At 51.9% G+C, this 23,795-nt stretch carries 18 protein-coding genes and 1 pseudogene; 5 read left to right on the top strand and 14 right to left on the bottom strand.

From position 1 onward, the window contains the following. Positions 1-73: 73 nt before the first annotated feature. The 11 genes and pseudogenes from ACSZPU_RS02780 to ACSZPU_RS02730 form a co-directional block, all read right to left on the bottom strand. Positions 74-850, bottom strand: a pseudogene (locus ACSZPU_RS02780) (winged helix-turn-helix domain-containing protein); the annotation flags it as partial. Positions 851-892: 42 nt separating this feature from the next. Beyond that, positions 893-1,870 (bottom strand): tetraacyldisaccharide 4'-kinase, encoded by a 978-nt coding sequence (gene lpxK, locus ACSZPU_RS02775; RefSeq protein WP_498995244.1) that lies wholly within the window; start codon positions 1,868-1,870, stop codon positions 893-895. Then, positions 1,867-3,615: a lipid A ABC transporter ATP-binding protein/permease MsbA gene (msbA, locus tag ACSZPU_RS02770; protein ID WP_498995243.1), complete on the bottom strand. Its 1,749-nt coding sequence runs from the start codon at positions 3,613-3,615 to the stop codon at positions 1,867-1,869. The genes lpxK and msbA overlap by 4 nt, the downstream gene beginning before the upstream one ends. A 36-nt stretch (positions 3,616-3,651) precedes the next feature. Beyond that, positions 3,652-5,934 (bottom strand): ComEC family protein, encoded by a 2,283-nt coding sequence (locus ACSZPU_RS02765; RefSeq protein ID WP_498995241.1) that lies wholly within the window; start codon positions 5,932-5,934, stop codon positions 3,652-3,654. Positions 5,935-6,144: 210 nt separating this feature from the next. After that, positions 6,145-6,432 (bottom strand): integration host factor subunit beta, encoded by a 288-nt coding sequence (gene ihfB, locus ACSZPU_RS02760; protein ID WP_296438398.1) that lies wholly within the window; start codon positions 6,430-6,432, stop codon positions 6,145-6,147. 217 nt (positions 6,433-6,649) lie between these two features. Continuing rightward, positions 6,650-8,323 (bottom strand): 30S ribosomal protein S1, encoded by a 1,674-nt coding sequence (rpsA, locus tag ACSZPU_RS02755; RefSeq protein WP_498995238.1) that lies wholly within the window; start codon positions 8,321-8,323, stop codon positions 6,650-6,652. 111 nt (positions 8,324-8,434) lie between these two features. Next, positions 8,435-9,118 carry a (d)CMP kinase gene (gene cmk, locus ACSZPU_RS02750; RefSeq protein ID WP_498995235.1) on the bottom strand — a complete coding sequence of 228 codons (684 nt, stop codon included), beginning with the start codon at positions 9,116-9,118 and terminating at the stop codon, positions 8,435-8,437. A 172-nt stretch (positions 9,119-9,290) separates the two neighbouring features. Beyond that, positions 9,291-10,049, bottom strand: a complete 759-nt coding sequence (gene loiP, locus ACSZPU_RS02745; RefSeq protein WP_498995246.1) for a metalloprotease LoiP — start codon at positions 10,047-10,049, stop codon at positions 9,291-9,293. Between the two features lie 154 nt (positions 10,050-10,203). Then, positions 10,204-11,487: a 3-phosphoshikimate 1-carboxyvinyltransferase gene (gene aroA / locus ACSZPU_RS02740; protein WP_498995233.1), complete on the bottom strand. Its 1,284-nt coding sequence runs from the start codon at positions 11,485-11,487 to the stop codon at positions 10,204-10,206. A gap of 71 nt (positions 11,488-11,558) precedes the next feature. Continuing rightward, the gene (gene serC, locus ACSZPU_RS02735; protein WP_498995231.1) at positions 11,559-12,647 is read right to left on the bottom strand and encodes a 3-phosphoserine/phosphohydroxythreonine transaminase; all 1,089 of its coding nucleotides are present in this window, start codon (positions 12,645-12,647) and stop codon (positions 11,559-11,561) included. A gap of 162 nt (positions 12,648-12,809) precedes the next feature. Then, positions 12,810-13,502 (bottom strand): DUF421 domain-containing protein, encoded by a 693-nt coding sequence (locus ACSZPU_RS02730; RefSeq protein ID WP_498995230.1) that lies wholly within the window; start codon positions 13,500-13,502, stop codon positions 12,810-12,812. 140 nt (positions 13,503-13,642) lie between these two features. On the opposite strand from ACSZPU_RS02730, the gene ycaO reads away from it, so the two are divergent. The 5 genes from ycaO to ACSZPU_RS02705 all read left to right on the top strand — a co-directional run bounded on the left by ycaO (position 13,643) and on the right by ACSZPU_RS02705 (position 20,704). Continuing rightward, positions 13,643-15,403, top strand: coding sequence for a 30S ribosomal protein S12 methylthiotransferase accessory factor YcaO (ycaO, locus tag ACSZPU_RS02725; protein WP_498995228.1), 1,761 nt, complete (start codon positions 13,643-13,645; stop codon positions 15,401-15,403). Between the two features lie 407 nt (positions 15,404-15,810). Then, a complete protein-coding gene (gene focA / locus ACSZPU_RS02720; protein ID WP_498995225.1) occupies positions 15,811-16,668 on the top strand; it encodes a formate transporter FocA in 858 nt (285 codons plus the stop codon). Positions 16,669-16,723: 55 nt separating this feature from the next. Continuing rightward, positions 16,724-19,006 (top strand): formate C-acetyltransferase, encoded by a 2,283-nt coding sequence (gene pflB / locus ACSZPU_RS02715; RefSeq protein WP_498995222.1) that lies wholly within the window; start codon positions 16,724-16,726, stop codon positions 19,004-19,006. Between the two features lie 196 nt (positions 19,007-19,202). Beyond that, positions 19,203-19,943: a pyruvate formate lyase 1-activating protein gene (gene pflA, locus ACSZPU_RS02710; protein ID WP_498995221.1), complete on the top strand. Its 741-nt coding sequence runs from the start codon at positions 19,203-19,205 to the stop codon at positions 19,941-19,943. Between the two features lie 26 nt (positions 19,944-19,969). Further along, entirely contained in the window at positions 19,970-20,704 is a 735-nt protein-coding gene (locus ACSZPU_RS02705; RefSeq protein WP_498995219.1) for a hypothetical protein, read from the top strand. A gap of 180 nt (positions 20,705-20,884) precedes the next feature. Here ACSZPU_RS02705 and ACSZPU_RS02700 read toward each other — a convergent pair whose 3' ends face one another. The 3 genes from ACSZPU_RS02700 to ACSZPU_RS02690 form a co-directional block, all read right to left on the bottom strand. Further along, on the bottom strand, positions 20,885-22,033 hold the full coding sequence (locus tag ACSZPU_RS02700; protein WP_498995218.1) for an MFS transporter: 1,149 nt from the start codon (positions 22,031-22,033) through the stop codon (positions 20,885-20,887). Between the two features lie 278 nt (positions 22,034-22,311). Then, a complete protein-coding gene (locus ACSZPU_RS02695) occupies positions 22,312-23,175 on the bottom strand; it encodes a dimethyl sulfoxide reductase anchor subunit family protein (RefSeq protein WP_498995216.1) in 864 nt (287 codons plus the stop codon). Between the two features lies 1 nt (position 23,176). Further along, the gene (locus ACSZPU_RS02690; protein ID WP_498995214.1) at positions 23,177-23,794 is read right to left on the bottom strand and encodes a DMSO/selenate family reductase complex B subunit; all 618 of its coding nucleotides are present in this window, start codon (positions 23,792-23,794) and stop codon (positions 23,177-23,179) included. Position 23,795 lies beyond the last annotated feature (1 nt).

Raw genomic sequence — 23,795 nt, 5'->3', positions numbered from 1 at the left:
TAGTCATGATAATAGGGCCTTCTGATTAGAAGGCCCTATTATCAATGATTTTTATCCTCGTGACGACACTATCTAGCTGTTCGACGTTTACAGGAACAACCTGCCCCTCTTCCTGCAGGCGCTCAAGCAGCAGAGGCAATGCAGGCTGGCGCAGGCGATAATAATCCGCGAGCCATTCAGCACGAAAGAGGCCCAGGCTGCGCGCACTGTTTGCCAGCATGATGTGTTCAGCCTGCGTCTGTGTCAGTAAATCACGCTCATCATCCCAGTGCGGCATCACCCGATGGGTAAGATCATAAACGCGCTGAAAGTTACGCCGTTCGATGACCATGACTTTACCTGCAGTAAATAGCCCTTCCAGATGACGCTTATGCGGCTTCCATTCCCACCAGCCGCTTGCCCCTTTGCGTGGATGCTCAAAATCTGCGGAACGCACGTGGCCATTTTGCTGAATATGCACAATAAGCGCCTCAATTTCCTCGGCGTGCTCCTGCATCCACTCCTGGCGGTACTTCCACCCCATCTTGTCGGGGGAGAGCATACGGTGGCGAAACAGTGCAAAATCGCTGCGCGGTAGAAAGCAGGCTTCGTGCGCCCAGTACTCCATCAGTTCACCCTATTTCAGCGCATCATCCAGCCAATGCTGGCTATATTTGCCAAGGCGGCTAAACAGCACCAGATAAGGGCTGCGCGCTACAATGTTGATGGTATCAATTTGCAGCAGCGACATGCGCTGAATGGCAGTCAATATGTCACTTGATGTTGCGCGACGAGATGGCTTTCTCAGTAAACCCTGAGCGGCAAGATGGAGGTGACGGGCAGTTTGCAGCGTGATGTGTGGCACAGACATAGGCTTCCCGGTTGTAGAACACGGCGCGCCGTGACAAGAACGTCAGCGCACCAGAATTAACAGCTCCTGCAACAACTTCTCTGCTTGCTCATCCTCAAGATGCGCATCCACAGGCAAATACCACCAGGTTTCTTCCGCGAAGGAACGGCATTTGACGGCATCTTTCTCGGTCATGATAAGGGTCTGACCAGGTTCCAGCAACGCGGCAACATCCGGATGGGTGAGCGCCTGATGATCGGCGAGCGCGACGGTTTTGACCGGCTGCACGCCGCTTTCATGCAGCGTAGCAAAAAAGCGCGGTGGATGACCAATACCCGCCATTGCCACCAGATTTTGTAACGTATTGACATTACATCGCTCACCGGTGACCAGGTTCACCGCCAGCCCAGGCTGCAATCGCATGGCGATTTCACCAGGATGAGCAACACCGCCATTGGTGATGATCGCGTCGACGGTTTTGAGCCGTGACGCCCGCTCTCGCATAGGCCCTGCCGGAAGCCACCAGCCGTTGCCGAAACGCCGTACGCCATCAATCACGACAATTTCTTTATCGCGATGCAGGCGATAGTGCTGCAAGCCGTCATCGGTAACAATTAGCTGAACAGGCGTCTTTGCAAGAAGCGCTTTTACTGCCTCAACTCTGGCGGGAGAAACGGCGACGGGTGCGCCCGTGCGCTGAAAAATAAGCACCGGCTCATCACCCGCCTCTGAAGTAGTGGTGTCAGGGGTGAGGAAGAGCGGATAGCGTGCAGCTTTACCACCGTATCCTCTGGAGACTACCCCCACCCGGATACCGCGCTGCTGTAACTGCTCAACCAGCCAGACCACCACCGGCGTTTTACCATTACCGCCTGCGGTCAGATTACCGACTACGACCACGGGCACCGGTGCGCGCCAGGCCTTCTTCAACCCTAAGCGCCAGCACAGACGAATGATGCCGCTGACCAGGCCATACAGCCATGACAGCGGCAATAGCAGTAGCCACAGCGGTGATTCGCCGGACCAGATGCGGGCAATCATTCGCCAAACTGCATTTTATGTAACTGTGCGTAGACACCGCGGTGCGCCAGAAGCTCACTATGGCTCCCACGCTCGACAATGCGGCCATCTTCCACTACCACGATTTCATCTGCCTGTTCAATCGTCGACAGTCGATGAGCAATCACCAGTGAGGTACGGTTTTTCTGCAACTCATTGAGTGCAGCCTGAATCGCACGTTCCGATTCCGTATCCAGCGCCGATGTTGCTTCATCCAGAATAAGGATTGGGCTGTCACGCAGCAATGCACGGGCAATCGCGATACGCTGACGCTGGCCGCCAGAAAGCAGCACGCCGTTTTCACCGATAATGGTGTCCAGGCCATTGTCCATCTTGTTGATGAAATCCATGGCATAGGCCATTTTCGCCGCCTGCTCGATTTGCTCACGGCTGTACTCTTCGGTACGGGCATAGGCAATGTTATTCGCTACGGTATCGTTGAAGAGGTGCACATTCTGTGAGACCAGCGCGACCTGGTTACGCAGCGAGGTCAGCTTATATTCACGCAGGTCATGACCATCCATCAGGATCTGGCCTTCATCGATATCATAGAAACGCGTGATGAGGCTCGCCATGGTCGATTTACCCGAACCAGAACGCCCAACCAGCGCCACCGTTTTTCCTGCCGGTATGCTCAGGTTGATTTTACGCAGCGCAGGCGTCTCGCGCCCCGGATAGGTAAAGGTGACATCGCGGAACTCAACGTCGCCTTTCGCGCGTTCAATCACCAGGGTGCCTTCGTCTTTTTCCTGTTCGCTATCCAGAATCGCGAACAACGTCTGGCAAGCTGCCATCCCGCGCTGGAACTGGGCATTAACGTTGGTCAGTGATTTCAACGGGCGCATCAGTGCAATCATGGACGAGAAGACCACGGTGATGGTCCCTGCCGTCAGCGTGTCCATCACGCTTGGGAAACTTGCCGCATAAAGCACAAATGCCAGTGCCAGCGAAGCGATAAGCTGGATGATTGGGTCAGAAATCGATGATGCAGAGACCATTTTCATGCCCTGCAGACGCATCTTATTGCTGACTTTCTCAAAGCGGCTGGTCTCGACTTCCTGACCACCAAACATCAACACTTCTTTATGCCCTTTCAGCATCTGCTCAGCACTGGTGGTCACCTGCCCCATCGTGTTTTGCATATTTTTGCTGATATTGCGGAAGCGTTTTGACACAACTCGGATGGCATATGAAACGATAGGCGCAAGCACAATCAGGATCGCGGACAGCTGCCAGCTGTAATAGAACATCATCACAAACAGACCGATGATGGATGCCCCTTCACGTACCACGGTGATCAGTGCACTGGAAGAGGATGACGCAACCTGTTCGGAGTCATAAGTAATGCGAGAAAGAAGTGTTCCGGTAGATTGTTTGTCAAAGAAGGAGACGGGCATCCCCATCATATGACCAAACAGTCGGCGGCGCATGGTCATTACCACTTTGCCGGAAACCCATGAAATACAATAGCTAGAGATATAGCTGGTGATGCCGCGTAAAATCATCAGCCCGATAACCACCAGTGGCATCCACAGCAACACTGAACGGTCCGTTTTACCAAAACCATCATCCAATAATGGTTTGAGGAGCGATAACATGAATGTATCGCTGGCTGCGTTGAGGATTAACGCTACTCCCGACACGATCAAACCCGTTTTGAACGGCGCAATGATGGGCCAAAGTCGGCGGAATGTCTGCCATGTTGAGAGATCTTTGTCGTTATGCATTCAAAAAACCAGCACTTGTTGAAATAGCCGCATATTCTACCCGTTATCTCCAGGTACGCCAAACCACTGATGATACCAACGTGGGAAAATTTGCTCACGTAAGCTCAAGATTTTCCAACCCTGCTGCGAGAATAAGACCGTTATTTGCCCATGATGCGGTGTATCAAACCACTGGTAGGCCTGCTGCCGATACCGTTTTTGCACTTTTGCCGACGGTAAACGCCAGTTGTTGTAACGCGATGCGGACGCCAGAGCTGCTTTCCCATTCACTCTCTGAATAAAGGGGAGCGTGGACGATGTGTTACTGCCGTGATGCGGTACCTGGATAAGTGTAGCCTGGAGATGCTGCCAGTAATGGCGCATCATCGCCAGTTCACCTGCTGTTTCAATATCTCCGGTCAGCAGAATACTCTGTTGCCCGTCATCAACTTTCACCACACACGACCGGTTGTTTCCCTGCCCTGGCGCGTCTCTGAGCGGCCAATGCGCAGTGAAGGTTAGCCCCTGCCATTCCCAGCGTTCACCGCGAAAGCAAGGCTGGTGCCCGACCCAGCCTAATGGGCTTTTAACCCACAATGAGGGCCAGTCGCTAAGAAGCGTATTAAGCCCGCCCCGATGGTCAAGATGATCGTGGCTGAGAATTATGCCCTCCGGTTGCAAGTGATGCCAACGCAGCCAGGGGGTAATCAACTGCTGTGCGCTATCGCCCCCCGGCCAGGCGAGCCCGGTATCGTACAAAATGGCCTTGCCATTGCGCTCAATGACCATTGCCAGCCCCTGCCCTATATCAAGCATATGTGCCGCCCAATCACCGGCACGCTGGTTCTGGCGAAAAGGAAACAGCAACAAAATTGCTGCCGTACAGCCTGCGGCGGGGAACGTGCGCCAGCAACGTAATTTTCCCATGATAAGCAACAGCCACGGCAGCCAGGCTAGCCCAAGCCAGCGCGCATCAACATTAATCCAGCCGTGCGGCAATAAACGCAAAAACCAGAACAAAATCCCCAGAGAACCATCAGCCAGATACCAAAGTAGTGACTCGACGCTTTGTGGGCCGACTAAATGCAATAACATTCCTGACAAAATCAGCGGAACGGTAACAAAGGTCACCAGCGGCACAGCGACTAAATTTGCAATCATCGAACTCAGACTGATGCCGTGAAACGACAAGATCTGCAGTGGCATCAATAACAGAGTCATACCGGCCTGAATATAGAGCAGGTCAATTAACACTCTGCTCCACCAGGGTAGATTCCGTATCCGCAATGGCAGCCATTGGTACCAAAAAATCAGCGCTGCGACGGCAAAAGCAGAAAGCCATAAACTTTGCGACAAGACAGCAACAGGGTCGATAAACAGGATACCAGCAATGCAGCACATCCATACCTGCCAGGGCGTCCAGAGACGTCCCGACAGCCGTAGCGCAGTCCATATTCCAATCGAAATGGCCGTTCGAAAAGCGGGCGGCTGCATTCCCGTTAATCCGGCATAGCCAAAGGCGCAGGCTAAGCCGATAAGTAATGGCAAGCGCCAGTTAATCCGACCTGCGGGGAAAAAACGCTGCACACCTCTGGTCAGCAGCACGCCAAGCATTGCCGTTAGCGCAATATGCAGGCCGGATATCGCCATCAGATGAGCAGTACCCGTCTGACGCAGAATATCTTTGACCTCCCGATCCAGCGCGGAGCGTTCACCAAGCCCCAGAGCCAGAATGACCTCCCGCCAGGAATACGCTTTTAGATGTGTACTCAACGAATCCAGATATCGACCACGCCAGCTACATCCGGCATCCACGATCTGCGCGTTCATGAAGCGGCCGGTCAAGGGTAAATGTGACGATAACGCGTGACGCTGAGTATCAGACCCCCCGTTATTCAGTTGCCCATGTATGGCCCGTGCTCTGATGGTCATTTCCCAGTGCTGACCAACGCAAACGGCCTGCGGCAGATATTCACCATAAAATGTAATACCCGGTGCGGGAATAAGGCGCTTACCGTCCAGATGAGTGATATCGGCATAGTGCGTCGTTGCACGATCGGTTCCGGTAATGACCACTCTTACCTGCCGATTTGCCCCCGACAAATGTTGTGTCGGCCAAATAACCTGCAATGCGGCCAGCAATCCCCAGACGAAAAACAGAACGGAAAAACCGACATACCGGACGTACCGGACGTACCGGACATACAGCTGACGCCGGCTGGCCAGTACGCCACCAACAATCGCTATCATCCAGACATAATGAATTTCAGGTAATACCGGGAGAAATAGCAGCGGCAGCATCCCTAAATTCAGGCAAAACGCTAACACAGGTAATGACATTCCCACCTCCTTGTTGCGGCAAGTGTGAATGGCATTGCGCAAGCCGTCTGGCATGATTTTCTTGTTTTGCGGCGAAGCTGGGCGAATTTAGGCGGGCTTGCATCCGGCAACACGCGTTTTGCGAGCGGCTATCCAGAATGCTGAGAGCAGAAATGAAAAAAGCACCTGTCGGTGCTTTTCACGATGATGAGGTTTTAACGGGGTTAAAACTCAATCTTCATAAATATTGGCGCGGTCACGTAATTCTTTGCCCGGCTTAAAGTGCGGAACGTATTTTCCTTCCAGATCCACTTTATCGCCCGTTTTCGGATTACGTCCGGTGCGAGGTGCACGATAGTGCAGAGAAAAACTGCCGAAACCGCGGATCTCAATACGCTCACCCTGGGCAAGAGTAGAGGCCATATGCTCCAGCATCTCTTTGACCGCATCTTCCACGGCTTTCGCGGGAATGTGCGATTGCTGGCTGGCAAGTCTTTCAATCAATTCTGACTTGGTCATGATTCCTCCGGTTTCCTTCAAGGCAAATTAGCTTAACAACTTGAACAAGGGCGGCCGTAGCCGCCCTTTGTGCTTGATTACAGGACGAAATCTGTAATCTGTCAAGTATACTCGTCATACTTCGCGTGCCTGACACGTTTGCTTCGCAATATCGCTCCGGTAATTTACCAAGGCGATGTACTTACAGACGTCTGGCAGTCCAAAGTATTGCGGAGAATTACTCGCCTTTAGCTGCTTTGAAGGCTTCTGCCATAGCGTTGGAGAAGTTGCCGTCTTCCTGTTTGTTGTTAACAGTAGCGATTGCATCTTTCTCGTCAGCTTCGTCTTTAGCACGAACAGACAGGCTGATTGCACGGTTCTTACGATCAACGCCGGTGAATTTAGCTTCAACGTCGTCGCCTACGCTCAGAACCAGAGTTGCATCTTCAACGCGGTCACGTGAAGCTTCAGAAGCGCGCAGGTAACCTTCAACGCCATCAGCCAGTTCTACGGTTGCGCCTTTAGCGTCAACTGCAGTCACTTTACCGTTTACGATCGCGCCTTTCTTGTTCAGTGCAACCCAGTTGTTGAACGGATCTTCTGCGAGCTGTTTAACGCCCAGAGAGATACGCTCGCGCTCTGCGTCAACCTGCAGAACAACTGCAGCGATTTCGTCGCCTTTTTTGTATTCACGAACTGCTTCTTCGCCTGCAACGTTCCAGGAGATGTCAGACAGGTGAACCAGGCCGTCGATGCCGCCGTCCAGGCCGATGAAGATACCAAAATCAGTGATAGACTTGATTTTACCTTCAACACGGTCGCCCTTGTTGTGGGTTTCCGCAAACTGCTGCCACGGGTTAGATTTGCACTGTTTCAGGCCCAGGGAGATACGACGACGTTCTTCGTCGATATCCAGAACCATAACTTCCACTACGTCGCCAACGTTAACAACTTTGGACGGGTGGATGTTTTTGTTGGTCCAGTCCATTTCGGAAACGTGAACCAGGCCTTCAACGCCTTCTTCGATTTCAACGAAGCAGCCGTAGTCGGTCAGGTTGGTTACGCGACCGGTCAGTTTGGTACCTTCCGGGTAACGTTTAGCGATAGCAACCCACGGATCTTCGCCCAGCTGTTTCAGGCCCAGAGATACACGGGTACGCTCGCGGTCGAACTTCAGCACTTTAACAGTGATTTCGTCGCCCACGTTCACGATTTCGCTCGGATGCTTAACGCGTTTCCAGGCCATGTCAGTGATGTGCAGCAGGCCGTCAACGCCACCCAGATCAACGAACGCACCGTAGTCAGTGAGGTTCTTAACGATACCTTTAACTTCCATGCCTTCCTGCAGGTTTTCCAGCAGTTGATCGCGTTCTGCGCTGTTCTCGGATTCGATAACGGCACGACGGGAAACAACAACGTTGTTACGCTTCTGGTCCAGCTTGATTACTTTGAACTCAAGCTCTTTGCCTTCCAGGTGCAGCGTGTCGCGAACCGGACGAACGTCTACCAGGGAACCCGGCAGGAACGCACGAATACCGTTCAGCTCAACAGTGAAGCCACCCTTGACTTTGCCGTTGATAACACCGGTAACAGTTTCAGCTTCTTCGTACGCTTTTTCCAGCGTGATCCAAGCTTCGTGACGTTTAGCTTTCTCACGGGACAGCAGAGTTTCACCGAAGCCGTCTTCTACTGCATCCAGAGCAACGTCAACTTCGTCACCAACCTGGATTTCCAGTTCGCCCTGGGCGTTTTTGAACTGCTCAGCCGGAATGGCGGACTCAGATTTCAGACCGGCGTCAACCAGTACTACGTCTTTGTCGATAGCAACAACAACACCACGAACGATGGAACCCGGGCGGGTTTCGATTTCTTTTAAGGATTCTTCAAACAGTTGAGCAAAAGATTCAGTCATGTTTAATCTTCAGGTTAATATTAACGTCCACCTGGCTTCATGCCAGATGGGGTTGTTTCACATACCCGCTGTCAATCCATTGCAACGGGGGTACTGCAAATTCGGTCGCACTTAAGCGAGTGCCAATTTTTGGCGCGCGTATTGTAACGCTTTTTCAATCACTTGCTCAATACTTAAACTGGTGGAATCCAGAACTAAAGCATCAGCAGCGGGGACAAGCGGCGCGACGGCTCGGTTACGGTCACGATCGTCACGTTCTTTGATCTCGGCCAAAAGGCGCTCAAAGTTAACACTAAAGCCCTTCTCCTGCAACTGTAGCATACGGCGATGCGCACGCTCCTCAGAGGAGGCGTCAAGGAAAATTTTAACTGGCGCATCAGGGAATACCACCGTGCCCATGTCACGTCCATCGGCGATAAGACCCGGCGCTTCACGAAACGCGCGCTGGCGACGAAGCAGGGCCTCACGCACACGCGGGAAAGCCGCAACCTGAGAAGCCGCATTGGCCACTTCTTGCGTGCGAATTTCTCCACTTACGTCTTCGCCTTCCAGGATAACTTCAAGGTTGCCATCCGTGGAGATGAAACGCACATCAAGATGCGCCGCCAGCGGAACCAGAACCTCTTCGGAGGTGACGTCAACATGGTGATGCAGCGCGGCCAGCGCCAGCACACGATAAATTGCGCCTGAATCCAGCAGATGCCATTGCAACGCTTCCGCCATTGCTTTGCACAGAGTGCCTTTCCCCGCACCGCTTGGGCCATCAATGGTGATTACCGGGGCAATTGCCGTCATCTTTTTCTCCTTCATTAAGGCATACCGTTAACGTGAACGCCGCGCATTATACGCTGCAACGTCAATGACCGTTACTCCCGCGTGCAAATAACGGGATTAATCGTATTGAGTGGAGAAGGTTTGCGCAATTATAGAAGGGCTGGAAGCAGACCAGCCCGAAAGTGACAATTATTTACTTTTTGTCAGCGGCGATACGGTCACGAATATGCTGCGCGCGTTCCGCTGATGGAGGGTGAGAATCGAACATTGATTTTTCTGAACTTCCACTCAGCTTCGCCAGCTTCTCGAAACTGGTCACCAGACCAGATGTTTTGATGCCGCGTTTTTTCAGCAGATCATACGAATAGTCATCGGAATCAGATTCCTGGCTACGGGAGAATGCTGAATTAACAACCCCGTTGGCCAGGTCTCCAAGTTGAGATTTTGACAGCTGAGCTGCAACGCCGCTGGTGGCGGATATCGCATCACGTGCGGCAAGCGTCGCGTATTCAGCCTGCATCGCTTTCTTCGAGTGCCCCAGCGCCACGTGCCCCAGTTCGTGACCAAGAACCGCTTCAACCTCGTTATCCGTCATCAGATCCATCAGACCACTGTAAACACGCACACAGCCATTCGCCATTGCCCACGCGTTCACATCCGACGTCAAATAGACTTTGTAGTTAACGGGCGTGCCATCAGCGCTATTACCCAGTGCATTGGCAATTTTGTTTAAACGCTGAGTGTATTTACTTGATGTGTCTGCCACTTTATTAGTTGCATCCATTTGCTTACAGGCATCATTTGACAGGGCTTTTACATCAGCATCTGACAAGGTAGCCGCTTTGAAGGCGGAGACGCCAGAACTGGCAAGCATATTGGCGTCCATATTTTTACAACCTACCAGCACTACTGCTGCCACGGCTAACGCCAGAAGTTTCTTCGTATTTGTCATGTGAATCATCCGTTGATTAAACATATAAAATATATATAAATCATCAGCTTGATTTAAACTGATGCGCAAAAATAGCATTCAACGGGGAAGTCAACAAGGATGAAAAAACAACAACGCCGACACGATGTCGGCGTCAGATACAGCAGGAGGAGGATCAGGCCAGCGTACTAATACGTGCCAGTTGCTCGAAATAATCAGGGAAGGTTTTGGCCGTACATTTCGGATCCAAAATCGTAACCGGGGTATCCGACAGCGCCACCAGCGAGAAACACATCGCCATACGGTGGTCGTTATAGGTGCCGATTTCCGCATACTGGATGTGTGCAGGTGGGGTTACGCGAATGTAATCTTCGCCCTCTTCCACCTCAGCGCCCACTTTACGCAGTTCGGTTGCCATCGCAAAAAGGCGGTCAGTTTCTTTCACACGCCAGTTGTAGATGTTACGCATTGTGGTGGTACCGCGGGCAAACAACGCCGCCGTCGCAATCGTCATCGCCGCATCCGGAATATGGTTCATATCCATATCAATGGCGTTCAACTCGCCGTGCGTACAAGAGATGAAGTCATCACCCCAGACAACCTGCGCGCCCATTTTTTCCAGCACGTCGGCAAAACGAATATCGCCCTGCACGCTGTTACGCCCGATGCCGGTCACTTTAACCGTACCGCCTTTAATTGCGCCTGCGGCGAGGAAATAGGACGCTGACGACGCATCGCCTTCTACCAGATAGTGCCCCGCAGAGATGTACTGCTGATTGCCGCGCACAACAAAACGCTGATATTGCTGGTTTTCAACCTCAACACCAAAGGTTTTCATCAGGTGCAGCGTAATGTCGATATAGGGTTTGGAAACCAGATCGCCCTTGATGGAGATAACGGTGTCTTGCGTCGCCAGCGGTGCCGTCATCAGCAGCGCGGTTAAAAACTGGCTCGATACGCTACCGTCAACCTCAACGCTACCGCCGCTAAAACCACCGCGCAGACGCAGAGGCGGATAGTTTTCCTGTTCCAGATAGTCTATCTGCGCGCCGCCCTGGCGCAGTGAATCCACCAGATGACCAATCGGACGTTCTTTCATACGCAGTTCGCCAGTCAGCACAATATCATTGCTGCCAAGACACAGGGCTGCCGCCAGCGGGCGCATTGCCGTGCCAGCGTTCCCAAGGAATAATTCCAGCGGTTTGTCTGCTGTCAGCGGTCCGCCGACACCGGTTACTTCACAGCGTGTACGATCCGCAGATAACGTAAAGGAAACTCCCAACGCACTGAGCGCATTGAGCATATGGCGCACATCGTCGCTGTCCAGCAGATTGGTCAGAACGGTGGTGCCCTGTGCGAAGGCGGCCAGCAACAAGGCGCGGTTGGAAACACTTTTTGAACCAGGCAGATTAATGGTGCCATCTACCCGCGCGATGGGTTGTAACGTCAGGGATTCCATGAAACTCAACTCTCAACAAACAGAATAAAAACCCCCGCAGCCAGGCCACGGGGGTACGAGACAAGCTGAAATTAACCGTGGCGACGTTCGAAGTCAGCCATAAAGTCGGTCAGCACTTTTACGCCTTCCAGAGGCATGGCGTTATAGATAGAGGCGCGCATACCACCGACTACACGGTGGCCTTTCAGTGCATGCAGCCCGGCCGCCAGAGATTCTTCGAGGAAAACTTTGTCCAGCGCACTGTCTGCCAGCTGGAACGGGATGTTCATGCGGGAACGGTTGGCTGTAGCAACATCGTTACGGTAGAAATCGCTCTTATCAATCACACCGTACAGCAGATCGGCTTTCTGCTGATTCACGCGGTCCATCGCTGCGACGCCACCGTTGTTTTTCAGCCATTTGAACACCAGACCCGCCAGATACCAGGCAAAGGTCGGCGGCGTGTTAAACATGGAGTCATTTTCCGCCAGAATGGTGTAATCCAGAATTGACGGGCAGGACTGATGCGCTTTACCCAGCAGATCCTCGCGAACGATAACCAGCGTTAAGCCAGCCGGGCCAATATTTTTCTGCGCACCGGCATAAATCACACCGTAGCGGGAAACATCCAACGGAGTAGACAGAATCGTGGAGGAGAGGTCCGCCGTCACAACAACATCGGATGCGAAATTCGGCGTTTCATTGATGGCAATACCGTCAATGGTTTCATTCGGGCAGTAGTGCAAATAGGCGCTATTGTCGCTTAATTGCCACTCGCTCATCGGCTTCACGCCGCGCAGACCCTCTACGGAGATTTTTGCGTCAATGACATTCGGAGAGCAGTATTTTTTGGCTTCTTTAATTGCGCTCGCCGCCCAGTAGCCGGCATCAACATAATCTGCAGTGGTTTTATCACCCAGGATATTCAGCGGGATACCCGCAAACTGACCACGGCCGCCGCCATGGCAGAACAATACTTTGTAATTCGAGGGGATGTTCAGCAGATCGCGAAAATCCTTTTCTGCTTCTTCTGCCACCTGAATAAATTCTTTACCACGGTGGCTGATTTCCATCACCGATGTGCCAAGACCATGCCAGTCACAAAGTTCCTGTTGAGCCTGTTTAAGCACATCTGCCGGTAACATTGCCGGACCTGAACTGAAATTAAAGACCTGAGCCATTTCCCCTCACCACGCTAAAAGCAATAAGTTATAACAGTGGATATCGGTTTTATCATTCAGTGACACGCGCCGCAATGTCTAAAACTTATGACCCGAAAAATGCGGCCGTTGTCACACAAAACATTCTTCCGCCAAAGCGTCATAAAACCGACATAATGGCTATCAGGTCACTCGAATTTCCCGGCTGGCCTTCGACCATTCTGGATTTGCACAGCGTGGACATAATTGATGTTCCCCGGCCTGCATTACCATGATTTTGCTGCAGTGAACACACGCATAATCCCCCGCGTCCGGCACCGTGATAAAACGCGGAGAAAATTCTTCCGGAAGAATACACAAACCGGGTTTCACTTCGTCATCCGGGTAGTAATAGACGCTGAGCTGGCCGTTGGTTTCCAGTAGGGCCAGCCGCACCTGCCCGAGATGCTCCACGCTGCCCTGACGCAGCTCCATAAAGAACTCATATTCCGTGATATTTTCGGCTTCAAGCTTTTCCCACGCCAGTTGACCATTTTCGACTGCCACGACAGGTTTGCCTTCCAGTAAATCTCCCAGTCTTTCACTGTGTGCCATTAACCACATGACCAGCCGATACAGTAGCCCCAGCGTAATGAAGACCACCAGCACAGGTAGCATAGGAACATTATCGTAAAACGCCACGTCACCCGCCGCCGACCCCAACGTCAAAATGATGAGTACTTCAAAGAGTGACATCTGACGTACACCGCGCCGCCCGGTAATTTTCAGAAATAAGAAGACCAAAACGAAGGTATAGAGACAACGAAGCGCGACTTCCCAGAGAAACTCAGGTGGCACCTTATCAAGCGCCATACGATGTAGATCGAAGGCTTTCATTTTTCATGCCTGAACAATCATTTAGATTCATTAATCATAGCCAAAAGTTTTATTTTCGTAGACCGGGCCCCGAAGATAGCGTCAGTCACATAAAACTCGTATGATCGCCCGCTTTACGTACAAAAAAAGTGACTGCTGCTATGACGCAAACCTATATCCCCGGCAAAGACGCCGCACTGGAAGATTCCATCGCTCGCTTCCAGCAAAAACTGCTCGACCTCGGCTTCAATATTGAAGAAGCCTCCTGGCTGAACCCGGTGCCTAACGTCTGGTCCGTGCATATTCGTGATAAAGACAGTGCGCTGTGCTTTACCAACGGCAAAGGTGCCACCAAAAAGGCGGCTCTGGCTTCCGCGCTGGGTGAATATTTTGAGCGTCTGTCCACCAACTATTTCTTTGCGGATTTCTGGCTGGGCGACACCGTTGCGAATGGCCCGTTCGTGCACTATCCAAATGAGAAGTGGTTCCCGCTGACCGAAGACGACGAACTGCCGGAAGGCATTCTGGATCCGCGTCTGCGCGCCTTTTACGACCCGGAAAACGAACTGACGGCAGGCATGCTGGTTGATCTGCAGTCCGGTAATGAAGATCGCGGGATCTGCGCCCTTCCCTTTACCCGCCAGTCAGACGAACAAACCGTCTATATTCCGATGAACATCGTCGGCAACCTGTATGTCTCCAACGGCATGTCCGCTGGCAACACCCGCAATGAAGCGCGCGTGCAGGGGCTGTCGGAAGTATTCGAACGTCACATCAAAAACCGTATCATCAGCGAACGTATTAGCCTGCCTGAAATCCCGGCAGACGTGCTTGCGCGCTACCCGGGCGTGGTGGCCTCCATTGAGAAACTGGAAGCAGAAGGTTTCCCGATTTTCGCCTACGACGGCTCGCTGGGCGGTCAGTATCCGGTGATTTGCGTCGTTCTGTTCAACCCGACTAACGGCACCTGTTTTGCCTCTTTCGGCGCCCACCCGGACTTTGGTGTCGCACTGGAGCGTACCGTCACTGAACTGCTGCAGGGTCGTAGCCTGAAAGATCTGGACGTTTTCACCCCGCCGACGTTCGATGATGAAGAAGTGGCAGAGCACACTAACCTCGAAACCCACTTTATTGATTCCAGCGGTTCGATCTCCTGGGATCTGTTCAAACAGGATGCAGACTACCCGTTTGCTGACTGGAGCTTTGCCGGCACCACCGAAGAAGAGTTCGCCACCCTGATGGCCATCTTCAGCGCCGAAGATAAAGAAGTGTATATTGCCGACTACGAACACCTGGGCGTTTACGCCTGCCGTATCCTGGTGCCGGGTATGTCCGACATCTATCCGGCAGAAGATCTGTGGCTGGCAAATAATGCGATGGGCAGCCATCTGCGCGAAACGATCCTCTCTCTGCCTGGCAGTGAGTGGGAGCAAGAAGATTACTTGAACCTTATCGATCAGCTTGATGATGAAGGCCACGACGATGTAACCCGCGTGCGTGAACTGCTCGGTATCGCCACCGGTAAAGATAATGGCTGGTTTACGCTACGCATTGGCGAGCTGAAATCCATGCTCGCGCTGGCAGGCGGCGATCTTGAGCAGGCGCTTTCCTGGGTTGAGTGGACCATGGAGTTCAACGGTTCCGTCTTCAGCGCTGAACGTGCCAATTATTACCGCTGCCTGCAGACCCTGCTGCTGCTGGCGCAGGAAGAAGAGCGCCAGCCGCTTCAGTATTTGAACGCTTTCGTGCGGATGTACGGTTCAGATGCTGTTGAAGCAGCAAGTGCAGCCTTAAGTGGTGAAGCACCGTTCTATGGCCTGCAGCCTGCGGATGGCACGCTGGAAGCCTTCCCGGCACACCAGGCACTGTTAGCGGCTTACGAAAAATTACAACGTGCTAAACGGACTTTCTGGTCGAAATAACGACAAATAGTACGACAATATGTAGGCTTAATGACAGGTCTACGTTATATTACGGGGCAATTTCATTGCCCCTTTTTATTTATATTTCGGCAATGAGTGCCAATTGTAATAATTAAGTTAAACATGGGTGAATATAATTATATAAACCCAGGGCTTAGTGTTACTTTTTATGGCAATTACCCCATTTTAATTAACTGTTGTTTGGGAGGCCGTATAAAAAAATTCAACACTATTTGCAAATTTTAAAATTTATTTTTATTATTACAATCAATAAATTACCCCGCTTTTGCAGAAAAGCCATGCACTTTGCGGTCCCATAAGCCAGGCGAGATATGATCCATATCAAATTCTCTTCTATAATGCTTTGTTAGTATCTCGTCGCCGACTTAAATAAAGAGAGAGTTAGTGTGAAAGCTGACAACCCTTTTGATCTAATACTTCCAGCTGCGATGGCAAAAGTTGCCGAAGAAGCAGGTGTCTACAAAGCAACTAAGAAACCGCTGACCACGTTCTTTTTGGCGATTACAGCGGGTGTCTTTATCTCCATCGCGTTTGTTTTCTACATTACTGCCACCACAGGGACAGCCTCAATGCCGTACGGCATGGCTAAACTGGTTGGTGGGATATGCTTCTCATTAGGGCTGATCCTTTGCGTCATCTGTGGCGCTGACCTCTTCACGTCAACCGTGTTGATCGTGGTGGCGAAAGCCAGCGGACGTATTACCTGGGGCCAACTGGCTCGCAACTGGATAAACGTCTATATCGGTAACCTGATCGGTGCATTGCTGTTCGTGCTGCTGATGTGGTTGTCCGGGGAGTATATGGTAGCGAATGGCGGCTGGGGCCTGAACGTCCTGCAAACAGCCGACCATAAACTGCACCATACCTTTATTGAAGCTGTTGCACTGGGTATTCTGGCGAACCTGATGGTCTGTCTGGCCGTCTGGATGAGCTACTCAGGTCGCAGCCTGACCGATAAAGCGTTGATTATGGTGCTGCCGGTGGCCATGTTTGTTGCCAGCGGTTTTGAGCACAGTATCGCAAACATGTTTATGATCCCAATGGGTATTGTAATCCGCAACTTTGCGAGCCCGGAGTTCTGGACCGCTATCGGTTCCAGCCCGGAAAGTTTTTCTCACCTGACTATTGCAAATTTCATCACCGATAACCTGATTCCTGTAACAATTGGGAATATCATTGGTGGAGGATTGTTAGTTGGGTTGACATACTGGGTCATTTACCTGCGTGGCGATGATCATCATTGATTGATGGTTGTCTCAGGCAGTAAATAAAAAATCCACTTAAGAAGGTAGGTGTTACATGTCCGAGCTTAATGAAAAGTTAGCCACAGCCTGGGAAGGTTTTGCGAAAGGTGACTGGCAGAAAGAAGTCAACGTACGCGACTTTATCCAGAAAAACTATACCCCTTACGAGGGTGACGAGTCCTTCCTGGCGGGCGCAACTGATGCGACCACCACGCTGTGGGACAAAGTAATGGAAGGCGTTAAACAGGAAAACCGCACTCACGCGCCTGTTGACTTCGACACCTCTGTTGCTTCTACCATCACCTCTCACGACGCTGGCTACATCAACAAAGCGCTGGAGAAAATCGTCGGTCTGCAGACCGAAGCCCCGCTGAAACGTGCGATCATCCCGTTCGGCGGTATTAAAATGGTTGAAGGTTCCTGCAAAGCGTACAACCGCGAGCTGGACCCCGCTCTGAAAAAAATCTTCACTGATTACCGCAAAACTCACAACCAGGGCGTGTTTGATGTTTACACCAAAGACATCCTGAACTGCCGTAAATCTGGTGTGCTGACCGGTCTGCCAGATGCTTACGGTCGTGGCCGTATCATCGGTGACTATCGTCGCGTTGCTCTGTACGGTATCGACTTCCTGTTGAAAGACAAATACGCCCAGTTCCTGTCTCTGCAAGCTGACATGGAAAACGGCGTAAACCTGGAAGCGACTATCCGTCTGCGTGAAGAAATCGCTGACCAGCACCGCGCTCTGGGTCAGATCAAAGAAATGGCAGCGAAATACGGTTGCGATATCTCTGGTCCGGCTACCAGCGCTCAGGAAGCGATTCAGTGGACTTACTTCGGCTACCTGGCTGCAGTGAAATCCCAGAACGGTGCAGCAATGTCCTTCGGTCGTACCGCTACTTTCCTGGACGTGTTCATTGAACGCGACCTGAAAGCAGGCAAAATCACTGAACAAGAAGCGCAGGAAATGGTCGACCACCTGGTCATGAAACTGCGTATGGTCCGCTTCCTGCGTACTCCTGAGTATGATGAACTGTTCTCCGGTGACCCGATCTGGGCAACTGAATCCATCGCCGGTATGGGCGTGGATGGCCGTACTCTGGTTACCAAAAACAGCTTCCGTTTCCTGAACACCCTGTACACCATGGGGCCGTCTCCGGAGCCGAACATCACTATTCTGTGGTCTGAAAAACTGCCACTGAACTTCAAAAAATATGCGGCTAAAGTCTCCATCGATACCTCTTCTCTGCAATATGAGAACGATGATCTGATGCGTCCTGACTTTAACAACGATGACTACGCTATCGCTTGCTGCGTAAGCCCGATGATCGTTGGTAAACAAATGCAGTTCTTCGGTGCTCGCGCTAACCTGGCGAAAACCATGCTGTACGCAATCAACGGCGGCGTTGATGAAAAACTGAAAATCCAAGTTGGTCCGAAAACAGAAGGGATCAAAGGCGACGTTCTGAACTTCGACGAAGTGATGGACCGCATGGATCACTTCATGGACTGGCTGGCTAAACAGTACGTCACCGCGCTGAACGTTATCCACTACATGCACGACAAATACAGCTACGAAGCCTCTCTGATGGCTCTGCATGACCGTGACGTTATCCGCACCATGGCGTGTGGTATCGCAGGTCTGTCTGTTGCGGCTGACTCCCTGTCTGCTATCAAATATGCGAAAGTTAAACCGATTCGTGATGAAGACGGTCTGGCTACTGACTTCGAAATCGAAGGCGAATACCCGCAGTTTGGTAACAACGATGCACGTGTAGATGACCTGGCCGTTGACCTGGTTGAACGTTTCATGAAGAAAATTCAGAAACTGACGACTTACCGCAACGCTATCCCGACTCAGTCTGTTCTGACCATCACCTCTAACGTTGTGTATGGTAAGAAAACCGGTAACACCCCAGACGGTCGTCGTGCAGGTGCTCCGTTCGGACCTGGTGCTAACCCGATGCATGGTCGTGACCAGAAAGGTGCTGTTGCCTCTCTGACCTCCGTTGCTAAACTGCCGTTCGCCTACGCTAAAGATGGTATCTCTTACACCTTCTCTATCGTTCCGAATGCGCTGGGTAAAGACGATGAAGTGCGTAAAACCAACCTTGCGGGTCTGATGGATGGTTACTTCCACCACGAAGCGTCCATCGAAGGTGGTCAGCATCTGAACGTGAACGTCATGAATCGCGAAATGCTGCTCGACGCGATGGAACACCCGGAAAAATATCCGCAGTTGACCATCCGTGTATCTGGCTACGCAGTACGTTTTAACTCCCTGACTAAAGAACAGCAGCAGGACGTTATTACTCGTACCTTCACTCAGACCATGTAATTCCCTGTCTGACTGAAAAGGCGTACAATAAAGGCTCCACGCAAGTGGGGCCTTTTTAACACCCCTTCCCCAGTCTGCTTTGTCAGATATCTATACTAAAACGATGGATATCAGCCAAAATAGACTTAAACACAGCCGGATTGAGCTGTGCATCAATACAGGCCCCGGATGGGCCACATCTGGAGAATACACCGCAATGTCAGTGATTGGTCGCATCCACTCCTTTGAATCCTGTGGCACCGTTGATGGCCCAGGTATCCGCTTTATCACCTTCTTCCAGGGCTGCCTGATGCGCTGCCTGTATTGCCATAACCGCGATACTTGGGACACCCATGGCGGCAAAGAAATTACCGTCGAAGACCTGATGAAAGATGTCGTGACCTATCGTCACTTTATGAATGCGTCCGGCGGCGGCGTCACAGCTTCCGGTGGCGAAGCCATTTTGCAGGCAGAGTTTGTCCGCGACTGGTTCCGCGCCTGCAAAAAAGAAGGTATTCATACCTGTCTCGATACCAACGGCTTTGTCCGCCGTTACGATCCGGTCATTGATGAGCTGCTGGAGGTCACTGACCTGGTGATGCTCGACCTGAAACAGATGAACGATGAAATTCATCAGAATCTGGTGGGCGTGTCAAACCACCGTACGCTGGAGTTCGCGAAGTACCTCTCAAACAAAAATATCAAAGTCTGGATCCGCTACGTTGTGGTACCAGGCTGGTCTGACGATGACGACTCCGCGCACCGCCTTGGTGAATTTACCCGCGATATGGGCAATGTTGAGAAAATCGAGCTGCTGCCCTACCACGAGCTGGGTAAACACAAATGGGTGGCGATGGGCGAAGAGTACAAACTTGATGGCGTTCATCCGCCGAAAAAAGAGACCATGGAGCGCGTGAAAGGTATTCTCGAGCAGTACGGTCATAAAGTGATGTATTGATATTAGTGCATTAAGGGATGCAAAACATGGATGGATTTTTGCGATATGGAATATTCGCGCTTCTTTTTACACTCCACATCACTCCGGCCCGGGCTGGTTCCGGACCGGAGTTTCGTTACTTGTACAGCGATGAAAATACAGAAGAAATGGTCGCCTTCTTCTATGATAATACCTTTGCACGCTGCACTGACTGCAATCCATACAATCAAAGTCATATCGACGCATTACGCTCAGCGCCGCAGAACGTTCGAATGGGCAATACTTATAACGTTGCGAATAATAAAATCTGCACCGACGCAGCAGAGTGTTTCCCCTTGCCCACTAATAGCCCAAAAGAATCGCACTGGAAGATTATTAATTATCGCTGGGTAAGTGACAGGCCAGACTACCAGATAGACAACAGTGCGCTACCAGTGGCGCAAAAGCAGGACATTACACAGGCTAGTTTGATCACTCCCACATTTCAATTAGATCCATCAACCAGTGAAGACGATAATAATGAAATAAGCGCCGATAACGATTATTACATGGCACAAACTGTTAAGGCTCTTGAAAAATATAAGATCCAGATTCTTGATACCGAGAAACGGTACCTGACTTTCCCCCTCGATAATGGACTGAAAATCACGGTCGATATGCGAAAGGGTAATAATGGCTCGCCCATTGATGCCTTGTTATATCGTCCTGGGCGTATACCTATAATCGTTGATTTAACCGACACCGATCAAGTTGCTGCCAGCTTTTACCTGTCAGGCCGTTAAAGGATATGGGGATGCGCTTACTCATCACATCAAAAAGATAGCCAGGGTAAAGCAACCTGGTCACTAAAATACGACGGTCAGCAGTATTCCGTCCCGAAAAAGCTGGTTTCTGTTCAGTAGCTTTTTTACGACATCAGGTAATAGCAAAAAGCCCGCAGTTATACGCTGCGGGCTTTTTTTTCAGGCATGTGCCACTGGCGTTGGATGCTGACCGGCTTTACGCATCAACATCAGCAGATAGATAAACGATACGCTGGCAATCATGATAAACAGCAGGCTATCGGAGTAGTTTTGCATCAGCATCGCGGTCAGCGTTGGCCCTAACAGGCTGCCCACCGTATAGCTCAGCAGCAGGGCCTGGTTCATTGCCACCAGCTGATGGTATTCAACCTTTTCGCAGGCCCACGCCATTGCCACCGGGTAGAGCGTAAAACCAGCGGTGCCCAGCACGAACAATGCCGGTGCCATTGATGCATTGCTGAGCATCGCGAGACAGCCCAGAATCACGACAAAGACCTGAACGCGCAGCACCAGCAGCCGTCCAAATCGTTCTGCCAGACGACCAATTGGCCATTGCCCGACAATGCCGGAACTCACCATCAGCGCCATCCAGAATCCAATACCCGCATCACTGATCCCTTTATGGTTCAGATAAAGCGGCATCAATCCATACAGCGAGCCCAGAATAATCCCGGAGATAATGCAGCCGTTAACGCCAAGACGCGCCTGACGCAGACGGAACATTGGCCAGATGGACGGGGTGCCCTGAGGTTCATCGCTCTGCCCCATAATGCGCGTGAAGAGTAATGGCAAAATCCCCGCCAGTATCAGCCCCACGGCCCATGGCAGTACGTTCATCAATTCGGTGGAGAGCTTGCTCACCATTAACTGGCCCAGCACCGTGCCCACGTAATAGACCATCATATAGGCCGCCAGTAAGCGCCCGCGATTACGCGAGGTACCGCTGCACATCAGCGCACTTTCCACGACAACCCAAATCATCGCGCAGCCAACGCCCGCGACAAAACGCCAGATAAGCCAGCTCCAGAACCCTATGTTTAATCCCAGACCGGCACAGCCAACGGCGAAAATGATGGACGCAATATAGTAGCTACGGTTAAACCCCAGTCGCTGGATCAGATGCCCGGTCAACAGCGTACCCAGCAGGTTGCCGGTAAAATAAGAAGAGCCGACCAGGCCAACCTGCCAGGTAGGCATGTTTTCATGGGCGAGCCAAAGTGGGACGAGTGTGTTCAGCACTGCAATCGCCAACGTTAACAGCAACAGGCCACAGAGCAGTAAAAGCACTGGGCGGGTATAAGTGGGCATGGGTATAAAACCGTGAGGAAGTTCAAGATTCGTGCGCATCATGCCACTGGCAAAAACATTGTCAATCTGCCACTTTTCGCCAGCGGCTCGTTTTGCACCTGGACGATATATAAAACTAATCCAGCGTTCTTGCTACACGGTTAAAACTTTAGCTACATGATTGATTAGAATCATTTATGTTGGAAATATGTCGGCAAGGTTCAGTTGAAAAAATTCATGATGATTTCCTGCGAAAACAACCCTGAAAAGCCGGGGCATCCACCCCGGCTGTTACAACATTACCCCGCCACCGCCATACCCACGGTCATATGCAAACCGTAGAATACGCCGCGACCAATCATTTCTCCCACCAGCACCAGCACAAACGCCAGACTCAGTAACGGGATAGCGGGTTGCTGGCCTTTCAGTTGCGGTGCCACCCAGCATCCTAAAGCCAGCACCAGAGCAACAACACGCCACGCCATCAATGCGCCGTAATCCGGTACCAGCGCGGAAGCCTGCTGCACAGAACTGTGGATGAAGGCAAGTTCACCTCCCTGCATCAGCGTGACCACCGTACTGACCACCAGGGCCAGAAGGGTAATGACCGGTAGCAGGCGCATTGCCCAACCTTCAACGCCAGATACTCGCAGCAGCAGATAACCGAGCAGTGGGCCGCCAATAAATAGCGTCAGGAAGAAACTGAGCGGCGTCCAGACCGTATACCAGGTCGGTACCGTATCAATAGTGTTGTAGACCCGCACCATCATCCAGACGAATACCAGCCCCAATATTACCGTCACGATGAGCCAAAGTTGACGCAGGCTCTGCGACAGTTTCCCCGCCACCGCCAGCAACCAGCCAATTCCGCCAACGGCAAAAAACAGCGATCCCGAGGCGATTTCATTGCTCAGCGCCGAAGAGCCAACCCGATTAAGGGAATTCAGCGCCCGCATCGGCGACCCCAAATGCAGCATCGACGCAATAAAGCCGATGCCCATCAGCACCCACAGGCCAAACATCACGCGTGCAATACGTTGTTGCGTCTCTGGCCGGGTGCCGCCTTTTAACAGCGCCACCGCCAGCACGATGAAACCGCCCACCACGCATTGCCCAAGGACGGTGAAGATCATCAGCGGCCATTCATGCCATCCGTTACCCATTTCACACCTCCAGCGGATTTGCCAGATAGCCGCTGGTATCCCCAGTCGGGCGGCTGTTGGCATTAGGTTTAATCACGATGCACGGCTTCGTAAAGTGCGACGCCGGCAGCGGGGCAACCGCCGCCAGCTCACCGTGTTTTTTGCGTAGCTCTTCAATCGGGCCGAAGTCCAGCGCGCGCAGCGGGCAGGATTCCACGCAAATCGGCTTGTGGCCGTCGGCGACGCGGCTGTAGCAGCCATCGCACTTGGTCATATGGCCTTTTTCGGCGTTAAACTGCGGCGCGCCGTACGGGCAGGCCATATGGCAGTAGCGGCAACCGATGCAGATAGCCTCGTTCACCACCACAAAGCCGTCTTCGCGTTTGTGCATCGCCCCGCTGGGGCAGACTTTGGTACAGGCCGGGTCTTCGCAGTGGTTACAGGCGATGGAAAGGTAGTAGGCGAAAACGTTCTGGTGCCAGACGCCGTTATCTTCCTGCCAGTCGCCGCCCGCGTATTCATAAATGCGGCGGAAGCTGACATCCGGGGTTAAGTTCTTGTAATCCTTACACGCAAGCTCACAGGTTTTGCAGCCGGTGCAGCGCGCGGAGTCGATAAAAAATCCATATTGCGTAGCCATC

The sequence above is a fragment of the Phytobacter sp. V69 genome (assembly GCF_965644215.1).
Taxonomy (GTDB): Bacteria; Pseudomonadota; Gammaproteobacteria; order Enterobacterales; family Enterobacteriaceae; genus Phytobacter.
Note: the sequence above shows the minus strand (reverse complement) of the source record. Positions and strands in the feature narration are given on the sequence as shown.